Here is a 15,174-nt window from a genome sequence, read left to right on the forward strand (position 1 = left end):
ATGAGAGAAAATTTGACTATCGGCTTCATCGGAAATCCGAACTGCGGAAAGACAACGCTTTTCAACGCTTACACCGGCGCAAACCTGAAAGTGGCAAACTGGCCCGGTGTAACCGTTGAGAAAGTGGAGGGTGCTATCAAAGACCACGACATGAACATTCGTCTGGTTGATCTTCCCGGTACTTATAGCCTGACTTCTTACACGATGGAGGAGCAGGTTTCCCGGCAGTTTATACTTAGTGATGAAGTCGATGTAATTATTGATGTTGCAGATGCCTCCGCTCTGGAGCGTAATCTGTATTTGACCTTGCAACTCTTGGAGTTGGGCAAGCCGGTTGTGCTGGCTCTGAACATGATGGACATTGTAGAAAAACGCGGTATGGAGATCGACACGCACAGGCTCCCGGAAATGCTGGGGATTCCAGTTATCCCGGTTTCAGCCAGAAAGCGGACGGGCCTGGATGTGCTGCTACATGCGGCGGCGCACCATAAGGACTGCAAAGACCCGGACTGCCTGATCCATCATCACAATTATACTTCAAAGCACCGGCACGACCACCATTCCGAGTATGCGATGGTTTACAGCGATGCTATTGAGGACAAAATCGACCTTATCATGGTGGAGCTGAAAAAGAAATACCCTGGTCTGACAAACTATCGCTGGTATGCAATCAAGCTGTTGGAACAGGATAAGGAAATTACAGCCAATTACCCAGTGAGTCTGCCCGATGTGCTGGATCGCAATTATGAATCGGACATCATCAACCAGAAATATGATTTTATTCAGGAGATCATTCGGGAAGTGCTGGTGAATAAAGACCGGCAGGATGCCCTGACGGAAAAAGTGGATCGCGTACTGACGCATAAAGTGTGGAGCATCCCTATTTTCCTTGTTATTATGGCCGCGGTATTTTTCTTGACTTTTACGATTGGGGACTGGCTGAAAGGGTACTTTGAGATGGGGATTGAAAGCCTGTCTGCCTTAATCGATGACGGGTTGGCCGCTGCCGGTGTCAATGAGATGCTATGCTCCCTGCTGGTAGATGGCATTATCGCTGGTGTAGGTGGTATCCTGACCTTTTTGCCAAACATTTTTATCCTGTTCCTTGCTTTGGCATTTCTTGAGGACAGCGGCTATATGGCTCGTGTTGCCTATGTTATGGAGGGAATTATGAGCAAGCTGGGATTATCCGGCAGGGCTTTTATTCCTATGATCTTAGGGTTTGGCTGTACGGTTCCGGCAATTATGGCATCACGGACGCTGGAAAACCGGCGTGACCGATTTAAGGTCATGCTGGTTACTCCCTTTATGAGTTGTAGCGCCCGTCTGCCAATTTACATACTGTTTGCGGAAATGTTTTTTGCCGAACAAGCTATGCTGGTAGCGTACTCCATGTACCTGATTGGTTTGATGGTTGCGATCCTTGTAGCTGCGGTAATTCATCTGATTGACCGGAAAACTTCGGAAAACTATTTGCTGATCGAGCTGCCGGAATACAAAGCGCCAAGTGGCCGAACCGTTGCCATTTATGTATGGGAAAAAGTAAAGGATTATCTTACCAAGGCCGGAACCACAATTTTTATGGCTTCTATCCTCATGTGGGTCATTCTGAACTTTGGTCCTCATGGTTACACCACGGAAATGACAGAGAGTTTCGGAGCCATTCTGGGGCACTGGCTGGTGCCGTTCTTTGCGCCGGTGGGATTAGGCTTCTGGCAGATCGCCGTTGCTTTGATTGCCGGTATCTCTGCAAAAGAGGTTGTAGTATCCAGTTGCGCCGTCTTGTTTGGAGTACCGAATATCAACTCTGAGGCAGGTATGAATACGCTGGTAGGTATTTTGGGGACTGCTGGTTTTGGACAGCTCAATGCCTTCTGCCTGATGATTTTCTGCCTGCTCTACGTTCCCTGCGCGGCGGCATTGGCCACGATCCGTAAGGAGTCTGGCAGTACAAAGTGGATGCTGTTCTCGGCCCTGTTCCAGTTGGTTGTGGCCTGGGGTGTTACCTTTGTTGTTTATCGTGTTGGACTTTTATTGTGAAGTAAGAATATGACATTTGGAAAAGTTTTTCTTTCAGCGGCCATTTTATCAGTGGTTGGCGTTGGACTTTACATTTTGAAGAATCTTCTTTGCGAGGATTAGACATAAAATATAGGAGAAAGCTAGCAGGCAAAGGGATTCCGGTCAGAAAGGAGTTTAAGATGATCGTTACAGGTATAATCGTCGTTGGGGTTGTTATTTACGCAATATGGGCTGTTCGGAAAATCCATCGGGATCGCAAAAATGGCTCCTGTTGCGGTGATAGCTGCTCTGGTTGTGCAGGAAAAGAGTATTGCAGCAAATAAAATCTACATAAAGCCGATGCTTTTCCGGTTGGAGGGCATCGACTTTTTTCTCCGTTTGCACAGTTAGCGAGGATGTAATATAATCTAATTTGGTTTCAAATTGGATTGTAAATCCTGCTGATTGGAGCGGAGTAAAATGCAAAAAAACTATATAATAAAAGATACTAGGAGAATCCTGGCAGAACAAATACGAGATACCGGAAGGAATACTATGAACGAAAACCCTATTACCAACGCTACGGGGTTGTCTGCGGTTATTCCAAAAGATAATGACGGATATTGTACCGTCTATAAAATGGACTGTGCAGATGGCCTGGGGCTTATGACGGTCTATCAGGTTTATCCCGGTATTCAGCTCATTTATAATGATTTTGAGGCAACAAGCTGTTATTGGGATGGAAACCTTGGTAAAAACACACTGGAGATCAATCACTGCCGGGAAGGACGGGAAGGGAGTAAATTACAAAGAGGCTCCTGCCTGTATCTTGGCGAAGGTGATCTTTCCATTCACACAATGGATAACTGTGCCTCTGAAATGTCCTTCCCTTTGAAGCATTACCGTGGAATCTCTGTGGTGCTTGATCTGGAGACTGTTTCACAAAATCCGCCTGGAATCCTTGCGGAGAGCGGTGTTGACATTACAGACTTCAAAGAGAAATTCTGTGCAGACGGAGCCTGCTTTGTCATGCGGGCAAAGGACGAGATTGAGCATATCTTTTCTGAGCTTTATTCTGTACCGGATTGTCTGCAAAAACCGTATTTCATGCTGAAAGTTCAGGAGTTGATCTTATTCCTGTGCATGGTGGATGTGAAGAAAGAAAAACAGCGGGAATTATACACTTCTCCGCAGGTGGAGATTGTACGGGAGATTCATAAACGGTTGACTACCAACTTGCAGGAGCGTCCAACGATTGATGAGCTTTCCAAAGAATACCTTATCAATACTGCGACGTTAAAAGATACGTTCAAAGGGGTCTATGGACAGCCCATTGGAACCTATATGAAAACGTATCGCATTAAGCAGGCCGCTGTACTTCTCCGTCAGACACAGGCAACCATAGCAGAAATTGCGAACCAGGTCGGATATGAGAATCAGAGTAAGTTTGCAACGGCATTTCGAGATGTCTTGAAGATTGCACCGGCTGAATACCGGAAACAGAACGTCAGTGATTGATAAGTAGTGCTGAAATTTGCTTGTTGTATATTTCGATATATTCCCTTGCAATCGTGCAGGAGTAGAAAAAATGAAGCCAGTGGGCAAGGGTATTTCCTCACCTGCTGGCTTCATTTGTTAGATTCATGTTCTAGGTTTGTGTCCATCAGCTCATTGGCTAAGGCCCGTGTAGTGGCTGCAATCAACCGCTTTCCATTAGGAGGACAAGCCTTATACAGACTTACGATTTCCTGAAGCTCTGCGCCCTCCTTATCCGTTGCCGGATTGTAGAAAGCATCGAAAGAGATTCCGAGAGCTGTTATCAGTTTCTCCAGTATATCAAAAGACGGATTGATAACACCCTTTTCAATTTTAGCTATATGACGGACAGAAACGCCAGACGCATCAGACAACCGCTCCTGAGTGAAGCCACGGCTTTTCCGGGCATTTCTCATAGCGTTGCCAAGTTTTGAAAAATCACCTTCCGGCATAATCGTTCACCTCAATAGTATTATATCGTTCTGGAAGGTGAAATTTAATCACCTTATCAAACTGGTAAACCGGTATTATTGTTCAGGTTTTGGAGGATGATATTCTAAAAATCATCCCAGGCAGCCGTTAAAAAAAACGGCAGCTATCTGGGACGTTTTTGTACGCTCAAATTTAAGTAGCCGCCATTGGAGGCGGCTATGATCTTTTTACCCCATTTCTTCATCGTTCTCGCAGCTCACCTTTCTGGTGAACTGCAAAAAAAATCCCAGGTTATTCCCCGCCCCTTTATACCCATGAACCAGAACGATTAACGTATGTAAATCAGAATAATCCGTCTAGCAGGAGTTTTTACGCCGGATGCTCTATAAGAGTATCCGGCGCTTTTTGTCGAAAACGGGGGATTCATGTTGGCTCCTATGGGTGCCGCTCTCCGCCGCTTCCGTTTCAGTTACCCTTTGTCCCCAACAACTGAAATGGAGGAAAATTATGACCAAGATCAATCTGCGGGAGCAGTATCCCGATTATTATAAGACCGATTACATTATCGAGGTTCCTGACGAAGTAGCCGCTGTTATGAAGGAGCATGACCGCCTGGAAGCTGCATACCGTCGCCGTACATATTACAACAAGGCCCATTATTCCCTGGATCGGGGAGACAGAATTGAGTATGATGCTCTTTTCGTTTCCATGACCCCTTATGAGCTGTATGAGCGCAAGGTGACGATGGAGCAGCTTCACGCGGCGATTGCCGCTTTGCCGTACAAGCAGGCCAAGCGCATCTACGCTCATTACTTCCTGGGGCTGACGGAATCAGCAATTGCCAAGAGTGAAGGAGTCAGCGTTGCATCGATCAGCGAATCCATTCAGCGTGGCCTTCGGAACTTGGAGGTTTTTCTGAAAAATCGTCTATAATGCCCCTGAATTAAGGCTCCAAAGTCTCACGGTTATTAGAAGGACACGCTATCCGCGTGACCTCACGATCTTTGAAAACTGAATATTACGGTATTACAGGTACGAAACCCGCGTGAGTAGCGGCATAAGACCCGGCGCGATGACGGCAGCTTGCAAGGAGGTGAAGCAGACAAGCTCCAGAGCGATGAACGGAAGTCTTAGACCCGGATTGGCAATCCGGGCGCGATGACAGCGTGGGGGCTAACGATACTTTCTCACGACCTCCCACAGACTTGAGGGGGAACCCTGCGGCGCACGAGTGAAACGACGCTGTGGAGTTATGACAGCCCTGCCAAGGGCGGCCTGTAATATTCCCATCGTCAGGGGCGCGTGGCAAATGTGACGAATGCAACGGATGAAATCTGAGAGTGCTGCGTCCATTTGCTGTTAGCAACAACAGGCCATGATTTGGGTGCAGTCCTTTCTTTTCAAAGTCAGATACCATGCGCTGGCAGCTCTGGTTGCCAGCGCATTCATGTGATTTTGAAAGCCACAACAAGGAAAGGAGAATCCTTATGAGCAAATTGACACAAACCAGTACACAAGTGGCAGCCGATGAATTGGTTGATATCCGCGAAGTCACAGTGGACAAAGACCTCCCCAAAGAGGAGCGGATCACGGCCTTTCTTCGCCAGATCAAAAACCCATATCGCTTTCGCTGCGGCGATTTTGTGGTAAACGCCGCATTTGCCAGCAACGGGGTCACATTGGAGGAGTGCCTGCAAGGGATTTTAAGGTAATCGACATCCTCGCTCTTTTTCCAAAAGCGTGCTACGATGTGTATGGAAAAGGATGAAAACTGAAAACCTCGAAATCCACTCTTTTCTTGCGGGAGCTTCCGGGAGGAAAGGAGTGCTTTTTCATGCCAAAATATCAGGCGACAGCTTACATTCGGCTCTCTTACACAGATGATCGCTCCAGCGAAAGCGACAGCGTTACCAACCAGCGGAAGCTGATTGAGAACTTCATTGAACGAAACCCGGACATCCAAATCGTATCCGAAAAAATCGACGATGGTTACAGCGGTATCATTTTTGACCGTCCGGCGTTTAAGGAAATGATGCAGGACATCACCGATGGCAAGATCAACTGCGTCATTGTAAAGGACCTCTCCCGCCTGGGACGAGAGTACATCGAAACCGGCCGCTACCTGCGCCGGGTATTCCCCGCTTACGGGGTGCGCTTTATTGCCATCACGGATAACATCGACACCGCCCAGGAAGGCAGCGGTGACGATCTGACGGTATCTGTCAAAAACATTATGAATGAAGCCTACTGCCGGGATATTTCCATCAAGACCCGTACCTCTTTGGATATAAAGCGACGTAACGGAGATTTTGTTGGAGCCTTTCCCGTTTACGGCTATATGAAGTCCGAAGAAAATAAAAACCTACTTGTACCTGACCCATATGCTTCCCGCGTTGTCCGGGACATCTTCCGTATGCGTCTGGATGGAACAAGCGCCCTGCGGATTGCCACCGTGCTGAACAATATGAGCATCCTCTCCCCGCTGGCCTATAAGAAAAACAATGGTTTTCCTTATGCCAAGCACGGCTATGCCGACAAAGAGGATTGCAAGTGGTCCGCCACAACAATCATCCGCATTTTACAGGATGAGACCTATATCGGCACCCTGGTACAGGGTAAGCAAGGCACACCGCACTACAAGATCAAGCAGATGGAGCAGCGGCCATCCTCTGAATGGATTCGCGTCCCCGACGCTCATGAGCCGCTGGTTCCCAAGCAGGATTTTGAACTGGTCCAGCGTATCCGCAGACTGGATACCCGGACTTCTCCCAAGCAAGATACGGTGTATCTGTTCTCTGGCGTCCTGATCTGCGGCTGCTGCGGGAACCGCATGACACGAAAGACAAACCGGGTCAAAGGCAAGGAATACCACTACTATTACTGCCCAACCGGAAAAAAGCATGGCTGTGACAACCCGGTGATGCTCAAGGAAAGCGATCTGGTGGAGTGCGTCAAGGACAGTCTGAAGGGCTACATTGACAATGTGAGCTGCCTGCAAGCCATTCTGGACGGTATCGACCAGAGTAGCATCAATCAGGCGCTCGCTAACGAATATGCCTCCCACATCGCCGCGAATGAGCAGCAGGTGGAACAGGCGCTGGAATTTAAGGCGCGTCTGTACGAAAGCCTGATTACCGGCACAATCAGCAAAGAGGAATATACCGATTATAAGGCCAGATACGCGAGAATTGCAGAAAATGCAAAAGAAAGTATCCGGGTCTTAAAGGAAAAGCTGGCTGATGTCCTGGAGAACCGGAGCGAACGGAACCGCTGGATTTCCCACTTCACACAGTTTTCCACGATGGAAACCCTGGACCGCAAGGCTGTGGTTCACATGATACAGAGCATCCGGGTGATCGGAAAAAAGGAATTGGAGATCACTTTCACATACCAGGATGAATACCAGAAAGCGATCCAGCTGATTCAGCTGGCAGAGCAAACAAGCCAAAGAAAGGTGGGATGATTTGTGGCAAGAAAAAGCAGAAAAGAAACAGCGGTGCTTCCTGCACCGGAGATAGATACCACTTGCCGCGCCGGGATTTATGTGCGGCTTTCCGTTGAGGATAAGCATACCCACACTGCGTCTATCGAGACCCAGCAGTTGATTGTCTCCCGGTATCTGGAGCAGAACCCGGAAATTATTGTGGTCCAGACCTACATTGACAATGGTGCAACGGGTACGAACTTCCATCGTCCCGGTTTCCAACAGATGCTTTCCGATATTGAATCGGGCCTTATCAACTGCGTCATTGTAAAAGACTTATCCCGCCTGGGGCGAAATGTCATCGACACCGGCTATTATATCGAGCGTTACTTCCCCATGCAGAAGGTCCGGTTTATTGCCGTGAATGACCGTTATGATTCCGCTTCGCCGGACAACGCCCATGACGGTATCGTCATCCCGCTGCGGAACATGATAAACGAAGCCTATGCGCTGGATATTGCCAGAAAAATCAAAGCCCAGCAGCGGCAGGCTATGAAAGACGGTAAGTATGTTGGTGCACGTACACCCTATGGATATTTGAAATCCCCCGATGACTGCCATCAGCTGATTGTTGATCCGGTGGCTGCCGAGGTAGTCAAAACCATGTTTCAATGGGCCGCCGAGGGCGCAGGATTAAACACCATCGCGGTACGCCTGAACGAGGCCGGGTATCTCGCTCCCAGCCACTACAAGAGAACCTTGGGAGAGATCACCCACGAGAATCTGGTGGGCAATGGGCATTGGCAAACCCGCACCGTTTCCAAAATCCTCCGGGCAGAAGTTTATACCGGCGATCTTGTGCAAGGAGTATCTAAAATCATTGATCACAAGCAGGTCAGAGCCAGCGCCGATGAATGGACGACTGTACGTGGCACACATGAAGCTATTGTCAGCCGGGAACTATTTGATGCCGTTCAAAAAGCATTGGACCAGGCCGCACAGCAGGCCAAAGACAGGGACATACATTCCTGGTCCCCAAATCTTCTGAAAGGAAAAATCTTCTGTGCCCACTGCGGACACAGCCTTCACCGGCAAAAATGCGTTCGTAAAAAGACGCCGGAGGTGTATGTCTACCACTGTATCAGCAATAACCGCATCAAAAAGGGCATCTGTCCCGGTGTCTTTATCTTTGAAAAAGAACTGCTGGATGCTCTGGCCGATATGATACAGGAACAGCTTGATACCACATTAGGGCAATACTCTCTCGGTTTGGAAAACCTTTCACAAGAAGCCGAGGAGCAGAAAAACATACAGGATAAAATCTCCAGCCGGAAACAGGAAATTCAACAGCTGCGTACCTACCAGCGCGGATTGTATGAGGGCCTGATCCAGAACCATCTGTCAAAAGACGAGTATTTTACTTTGAAAGAGAAATACGAAGCCAAAATCGAAACAAACAGTAAGGAAATCGAACAGCTGAAAGCAGGACTTACAATCATCGCCAAGCAGCTGGAGCAGTATAAAATGCTGTCTCAGGATGCACAGCACATCAAGGAAGATCGCCAGCTAACGGCAGCTCTGATTGACCGCCTGATTGACCGTGTAGAGGTTTCAAGAGAAAAAAGGATCACTGTTCATTTCCGTTTCCAGAGTGAATTTGAGCATTGCAAGGAGGTGTTGAGCCAGTGCAGAAATATGTGATTGCCCTTTATATCCGCCTTTCCCTGGAGGATTACAAATACGACAGCATGAGCATTGAGAACCAGCACCTTGCGCTGAATGAGTTTGTTTCTTCCATGCCGGAGTCCGTCAATGCGGAGGTCCTGGAGTTTATCGACAACGGGTATAGCGGGACAAACTTCGAGCGTCCCAAAGTTCAGGAATTGATCGAGCTGGTGCGGGCAAATAAGATTGACTGCATCATCGTAAAAGACTTTTCCCGGTTTGGACGAAACAGCATTGAGACTGGATACTTCATTGAGCGTGTGTTCCCACTGTTTCACACGCGGTTCATCTCGATCAATGATGATTTTGACAGCGACAAGCATAAGGGCGATACCGGGGGCATGGATGTGGCTTTCAAGTATCTTATCAGCGAGTATTACAGCCGGGATATGTCCATCAAGACGAAAAGCGCCAAGTACGCCAAAATGCAGCGTGGTGAATACCAGAGCAAGGTTTGCCCTTATGGGTATCGCAAAAGCACCGATGGCAGAATGGAGCCGAACCCGGAAACCGCTGCGGTGGTGCAACTCATTTTCCAACTTGCCGCAACAGGCATTGGCGCGGCGGCAATCACCAGAGAATTGTTCAAGCGAGACATTCCAACCCCCGGTGAATATAAAGCAGCCCACGGTCAACAGTACCATGATGTTTCCCGTACCCGTGGACGCTGGAGTGGTTCTACGGTTCTCCGCATTCTGGAGGATGAACGCTATATCGGCTCCTATGTCATCGGGCGGCGCGCCGTTATTGAAGTGGGGGGCACACGGAGCCGCTTGAAAGACCGTGACAAGTGGTTCATTATTCCCGACCATCACCCGGCAATCATTGACAAAGAGCTGTTTGAGCAGGTTCAAGCTGTACAGCGACGGTTTTCCTTGCCTACCAGGAAAACCAGGGATTACCCATTGAAAGGTAAAGTCTATTGTGGCTGCTGCGATCACACGCTCTCCCGCATCACACAAAAGAAACCGTTTTATATGTGCCGCCACTCTACTGCCGATGTGAACAGCAGTTGCCGTGATGTGCGGGCAGATGCTGCCGCTCTTGAAGAAGCGGTTCTCCTCACTTTGAAAAAGCAGCTGGAAATCCTGCTGCCCGTGCATGAGGACGGCACCATTCACCTGGAAGCCACCGCTGCCAAATGCTCCGAGTATGAGAAGCAGCTGGAAGCTCTGAAGGATCAGAAGCAAGCCCTCTTTGAACAGTATCTCTTGGGTCGGATTGAGTTGAATACCTACAAATCCGAGAAAGCTGTTTATGACGCAGAAATTCTAAAGGTCAAAAACGCTTATGCAACTGTCACCGCCCAGGCAAAGCTGAAGCGTGAAGAACAGTCCCGCCAAAGCAGCCGACAAGAGATTGCACACTCAATTGCTGAAGCCGATGTGCTGACTTCGGAGCTGACTGAGCTTCTGATTGAAAAGGTGTATGTATTCCCCGATAATCGCATTGAGATTGTTTACAAGGTTCATGACCTCTTTGAATAATTGAAAATGCAAAAACAGAAAACCCAGGCTATCAAATTCATCTTGGTGGCTTGGGTTTTCTGCTTTTCGGCGCTTTTATAGATAAGTAATAAGTGGTACAATATGTAAAGGGGGTGAAGCAATGTACATATCTAAGATAACAATTAGAAATTTTAGAATATTCGATGAAATAGGCATAACAGCTTTTTTTAAAAGGGGCGTTAATGCTATTATTAGCGAAAATAATTGTGGTAAAACAGCGATAATTGATGCAATGCGAATCGCATTTTCCACAGTACCATATAAAAAAGACATATATTTCAACTTATCGGACTTTCATGTCCGTAATGATGGCGTTCGTTCTGATGAAGCGTTTATTAGTGTTTATTTTGATGAAATATCACCGGATTTTTTTGAGATTTGGGACCCTGAGAATCCATCCAAAGGAGAATTTCATATTCGGTATTATACGATAAAAACTCCTGAGGGAAAGGAAAAAATTCGCTATAATATTTGGGGAGGCCCTGTTGAAGGTAATCCCGTTTCTGCTGATATTTTTGAAGCAATTCAGTTAGTGTTTCTTGGCGCATTAAGAGATGCCGAAACTGAGATGCGTCCTTCTCGGTCAAGTAAGTTAGCCTCGCTATTTAGTACTGCCACAAATACAGACGAAGCGAAGGAAGAAATCATAAATGTTTTGCGCATGGCAAACAGTGAAATTTTAAAAAGGGATTCTTTAATTCGAGTGGGGCACATAGTCAACGATAACCTTTCAACGATTGAACAGGATGTTTTAAAGCAAAGTATAGAACTTGGCTTAGTAGAGCCGCGTTTTGAGGCCATTGCAGGAGCCTTAAGAGCATGGATCAAGCCCCGTTGGGTGTACTTACGAAAAGATCATTCGGAATTTCAGATGCTCAAGGATTCATATTCTGAAGAAGAATGGACGAAAAACACTTCAGAAGACGAGACGGGAGCATATCTTGACATCTTGGCACTAAGACAACTGAAAAAGGATCTCCCAGCTGCTGTTGTAATGCTATTAGACACATTATCATTAAATTCTTTTGAGCTTTTTCAAAACGGCTTAGGTTATAATAATATTTTGTTTATGTCCACTGTATTAGGAGACATGAAAACAAGCGCAGACACTGCATTATTCAACCTTTTATTGGTCGAAGAACCAGAAGCCCATCTGCACCCACAATTACAGGAATTAGTACATGGCTTTTTTGATAAAAACTCAAACCGTGAAAGTTTTCAGGTAATATATACATCGCACTCTCCCACATTGGTTTCGCGTATTGGGATAGATAAACTTGTGCTTCTTTATGAGCAAAAACATCGAGTAAATTGTCTTTCTCTGTCACAAAGTAATATTGATGAAGATGATAGAGATAATCTTGAACGGTATCTTGATGTTACAAAATCTCAAATGCTTTTTGCAAAAGGAATTTTGTTTGTAGAGGGAATTAGCGAGGCGCTATTACTCCCAATCTTTGCTGAATATTTAAATCGTCCCCTAGATAAATACGCAGTTGAGGTTATCAATGTAGATGGTGTTTCTTTTAAACCCTTTGCAAATCTGTTATGTTATGCAAATGATACTCACCAAGTAACTATTAAAGCAACCATTATTACCGATGATGACAGGTGTACTAACAAAGAAGATAAAGAAACCTATATTGTGAAAGACATTGATTATGACACAGACGATATTGATTCCATTGTTTTGAAACTCAAATCAACTACGCCCTCTGAACGTTTTCAAAGTATTGATGCCTTATGTCAAACAGCGCACGTAAATATTTTTGGAGCCCGAAAAACTTTCGAGTACGAACTTGCTGCTTATCCGGAAAATATTCCTTATCTTCTTGAGGCAATTATTCAGGCTCAGCCTGTAGCTGGTAAGAGACTAGCCTCTGTTCTTGCGAAGCTTCATACTGATGAAGAAAAGGCCGCGTGTCTGTGGTTGTATATTCGAGATCGATCTAAATATAAAGGCGAAATAGCACAAAACCTTGCTCGTCGATTAAAAAGAGAATTAACCACTATGCTATGGCCACGTCCTGAAAGCTCTGATATTTGCGCCATTACTAAACCGTTTATTGTTCCAGATTACATTAAAAAAGCAGTATATTCTGTAACGGAGGAAGCATAACGCCTATGGGACTAACCGTGGAGCAACAAGATTTTTTGGCTGCTGAGGGGCGTATTGTGCTATGCGCAGTCCCTGGAAGTGGCAAAACTTTTATCGTTGCAAAAAAAATAATTAAATATTTAGAAGATTGGTGCTTTCCACACCGGGGAGTTGCAGCACTTTCGTTTACAAATGTAGCTAGTGACGAGATACGAAATCAAGTATCAGATACAACTTATGCGTATAGCGACATCGGGTATCCCCATTTTGTTGGTACGCTGGATAGCTTCATAAACAATTTTATTCTTCTTAGGTTTGGCTATCTAATGCAAAAAGAGAATCGTACGCGTCCAATAATTGTGCATGAAAATTTCAGCAAACTTACATTTCAATCGAAATATGCAGTTTGTCATAAACAAATGTGTACACAACACCCAGAATGGTTTCACTGGTCAACGACAAAGCTCTTAAAAGAAGGAAAAATTATTGATTGTGATGTTTCTCCCAAACCTTGCGTCCTCTACAAAAGAAGTTTGCTAAAACGTGGGATGGTGTTCCAACGCGAGGCTCCAGCACTTTCTTTGCTGTTAATGAAGAAATATCCGCAAATTGCCAAAGAGGTTGCCTATCGATTTCCGGTCATTATTGTTGACGAAGCACAAGACACATCCTGTGAACAAATGGAGATATTAGAGTGTCTTGCACAGGCTGGCGTTCAGACAATGATACTGGTAGGAGATCCAGATCAATCATTGTATGAATGGCGAGATGCTACTCCTGAATACTTTCTCAAGAAAATGAGCGATGCAAATTGGCATTGTATGTATTTAACATATAATTTCCGCAGCTCACAATTAATTTGCAATGCAGTTCAACCGTTTTCGAGTATCCTTTCTGAACCTGGAAAATCACCAGCTCTTGCAAAAGGAGAAAATGCAGCTTTTGCTAGTAAACCAGTGCTTCTACAAGTTTCTAAAGGAAAAAGCAAAGACGATATTATAGAGATGTTTTTAAAAATATGCTGTAAAAACAGCATTACCATTTCTCCACAAAATGTTGCGATCTTAACACGAGGGAAAATCCATTCTGACATTATTTCTGATGCGTGGAAAACGCCCGAAACGGAATTGCTAGCCAAAGCCTCATACTTATGGCATTGCTCAGATCGAAAAGAGGCATATCGAATTTGCGAAAAAGTACTCTATGAAATTGAAATTGGTAACCCTATTGGGCTATCTCGTAATGAAATTACTGCTATATCTGAAGAAAGATTTACACCAACTCTTTGGAAAAATAAAATTATCAATCTGCTAAAAGTATTACCACATCCCACTCTTACTCTAGTGGATTGGAAAGACCAAATGACTGTGAGCATTTCCCACCAAATAGATTCCGGCACAATAAAACCATATGATAGTAAATGCGCCCCAGATATAATCAAGATAAAGTCTAGGGATAAAAAACAACCAGATTTTAAAGAGCATAGGATAATAGAGTACTTTGAAAAACGAGCAGAAACCAATTATACACTTTCTTCTGTACACGGCGTAAAAGGCGAGACTTTTGACGCAACTTTGCTAATTGTTGATAGTACGAGAGGCGCAAATACATTAACTCCTACGGTGCTTAATAGTGGAAATCTGAACACAGAGCTTATTCGCATAGCATATGTTGCAATGACGCGTCCTCGAAAACTTTTGGTGGTTTCGGTTCCTAAAACAAAAACTACACTATCTAGATTTTCTACAGCCTTGTGGGATTATCAAGAACTTTAAATAAAAATAGCGAATTTAAGGTATCTAGCCATTTATGATCTGCTCTACGTCAATTACAAAAGCAGAAAACCCAGATTATTAGGTCAATTCTCTGATAGTTTGGGTTTTCTACTTTTCAGAATTATATTTTTTGTCGTGTGCTTGACATACGGGTGACTAAGCTCGTGGAAGCGACAAATGGATATTCCCTCGTGGAAGCGGAAAATGACATATGGTATGATATTGCCAGTGGCTACGGTTTTTGCCGTAGCCTTTTCTATTGAAAGGGGTATTTTCATGGCACGAAAAAGCAGGAAACATCAATATACAGAAGGACTGAAATCTTCTGCCCCTGTTGCAGTAGGATATATTCGACTTTCAGTTGCAGAGGGTATGAAAAAAAGTCTGTAAATTGAAATCTTCTATGATAGGTTAATGAGAAAGGTAGGTGGCTGTCGTGACCACCTACCTTTACTATACGGATGCTTTTGGCTTCTGTCAAGATATTTTGGAAAGATCTATCAAATGTGGTACACTTCTGATATAAGATCATCAGGAGGTATCTCATGAAGCTAAAAACAGACGAACCCTTTGTGCCAGAAAATATCAGGGTAAAAATCAATAAACTGCAGGCTTTGCTGGATCAGGCCGCAGACTTATATAATGATATCTATGAATGGTACGACCGCGAACTGA

Annotated in this window: 12 protein-coding genes; 11 read left to right on the top strand and 1 reads right to left on the bottom strand. The window is 45.2% G+C overall.

The genetic code is table 11. The features are described 5' to 3' along the window. From feoB to G614_RS0115400, 3 genes are all read left to right on the top strand, one after another. The gene (gene feoB / locus G614_RS0115390; protein WP_027642669.1) at positions 1-2,040 is read left to right on the top strand and encodes a ferrous iron transport protein B; all 2,040 of its coding nucleotides are present in this window, start codon (positions 1-3) and stop codon (positions 2,038-2,040) included. Positions 2,041-2,201: 161 nt separating this feature from the next. Further along, the gene (locus G614_RS30115; RefSeq protein ID WP_080664518.1) at positions 2,202-2,345 is read left to right on the top strand and encodes a FeoB-associated Cys-rich membrane protein; all 144 of its coding nucleotides are present in this window, start codon (positions 2,202-2,204) and stop codon (positions 2,343-2,345) included. A gap of 136 nt (positions 2,346-2,481) precedes the next feature. Further along, complete coding sequence (locus G614_RS0115400; protein WP_027642671.1) at positions 2,482-3,519, top strand: helix-turn-helix domain-containing protein; 1,038 nt, start codon at positions 2,482-2,484, stop codon at positions 3,517-3,519. A 110-nt stretch (positions 3,520-3,629) separates the two neighbouring features. Here G614_RS0115400 and G614_RS0115405 read toward each other — a convergent pair whose 3' ends face one another. Continuing rightward, on the bottom strand, positions 3,630-3,989 hold the full coding sequence (locus G614_RS0115405; RefSeq protein ID WP_027642672.1) for a helix-turn-helix domain-containing protein: 360 nt from the start codon (positions 3,987-3,989) through the stop codon (positions 3,630-3,632). Between the two features lie 487 nt (positions 3,990-4,476). On the opposite strand from G614_RS0115405, the gene G614_RS0115415 reads away from it, so the two are divergent. From G614_RS0115415 to G614_RS0115450, 8 genes are all read left to right on the top strand, one after another. Next, positions 4,477-4,902 carry a sigma factor-like helix-turn-helix DNA-binding protein gene (locus tag G614_RS0115415; RefSeq protein WP_027642673.1) on the top strand — a complete coding sequence of 142 codons (426 nt, stop codon included), beginning with the start codon at positions 4,477-4,479 and terminating at the stop codon, positions 4,900-4,902. A gap of 554 nt (positions 4,903-5,456) precedes the next feature. Next, positions 5,457-5,681, top strand: coding sequence for a DUF6870 family protein (locus tag G614_RS0115420; protein ID WP_044917932.1), 225 nt, complete (start codon positions 5,457-5,459; stop codon positions 5,679-5,681). Between the two features lie 122 nt (positions 5,682-5,803). After that, complete coding sequence (locus tag G614_RS0115425; protein ID WP_027642675.1) at positions 5,804-7,432, top strand: recombinase family protein; 1,629 nt, start codon at positions 5,804-5,806, stop codon at positions 7,430-7,432. Between the two features lie 3 nt (positions 7,433-7,435). Continuing rightward, positions 7,436-9,094 (top strand): recombinase family protein, encoded by a 1,659-nt coding sequence (locus G614_RS0115430; protein WP_027642676.1) that lies wholly within the window; start codon positions 7,436-7,438, stop codon positions 9,092-9,094. After that, complete coding sequence (locus tag G614_RS0115435; protein WP_027642677.1) at positions 9,079-10,605, top strand: recombinase family protein; 1,527 nt, start codon at positions 9,079-9,081, stop codon at positions 10,603-10,605. The genes G614_RS0115430 and G614_RS0115435 overlap by 16 nt, the downstream gene beginning before the upstream one ends. A 121-nt stretch (positions 10,606-10,726) precedes the next feature. After that, positions 10,727-12,745: an ATP-dependent nuclease gene (locus G614_RS0115440; RefSeq protein WP_027642678.1), complete on the top strand. Its 2,019-nt coding sequence runs from the start codon at positions 10,727-10,729 to the stop codon at positions 12,743-12,745. 5 nt (positions 12,746-12,750) lie between these two features. Beyond that, entirely contained in the window at positions 12,751-14,499 is a 1,749-nt protein-coding gene (locus G614_RS0115445) for a UvrD-helicase domain-containing protein (protein ID WP_027642679.1), read from the top strand. Positions 14,500-14,703: 204 nt separating this feature from the next. Then, positions 14,704-14,889 carry a hypothetical protein gene (locus G614_RS0115450; protein WP_155245059.1) on the top strand — a complete coding sequence of 62 codons (186 nt, stop codon included), beginning with the start codon at positions 14,704-14,706 and terminating at the stop codon, positions 14,887-14,889. Positions 14,890-15,174 lie beyond the last annotated feature (285 nt).

The organism is [Clostridium] clostridioforme AGR2157, from assembly GCF_000424325.1.
Lineage (GTDB): Bacteria > Bacillota > Clostridia > Lachnospirales > Lachnospiraceae > Enterocloster > Enterocloster clostridioformis_A.

Bases quoted from the DNA above. Each gene is read 5' to 3' on its own strand.
- feoB (WP_027642669.1), top strand. From the start codon at position 1: ATGAGAGAAAATTTGACTATCGGCTTCATCGGAAATCCGAACTGCGGA.
- G614_RS30115 (WP_080664518.1), top strand. From the start codon at position 2,202: ATGATCGTTACAGGTATAATCGTCGTTGGGGTTGTTATTTACGCAATA.
- G614_RS0115400 (WP_027642671.1), top strand. From the start codon at position 2,482: ATGCAAAAAAACTATATAATAAAAGATACTAGGAGAATCCTGGCAGAA.
- G614_RS0115405 (WP_027642672.1), bottom strand. From the start codon at position 3,989: ATGCCGGAAGGTGATTTTTCAAAACTTGGCAACGCTATGAGAAATGCC.
- G614_RS0115415 (WP_027642673.1), top strand. From the start codon at position 4,477: ATGACCAAGATCAATCTGCGGGAGCAGTATCCCGATTATTATAAGACC.
- G614_RS0115420 (WP_044917932.1), top strand. From the start codon at position 5,457: ATGAGCAAATTGACACAAACCAGTACACAAGTGGCAGCCGATGAATTG.
- G614_RS0115425 (WP_027642675.1), top strand. From the start codon at position 5,804: ATGCCAAAATATCAGGCGACAGCTTACATTCGGCTCTCTTACACAGAT.
- G614_RS0115440 (WP_027642678.1), top strand. From the start codon at position 10,727: ATGTACATATCTAAGATAACAATTAGAAATTTTAGAATATTCGATGAA.
- G614_RS0115445 (WP_027642679.1), top strand. From the start codon at position 12,751: ATGGGACTAACCGTGGAGCAACAAGATTTTTTGGCTGCTGAGGGGCGT.
- G614_RS0115450 (WP_155245059.1), top strand. From the start codon at position 14,704: ATGACATATGGTATGATATTGCCAGTGGCTACGGTTTTTGCCGTAGCC.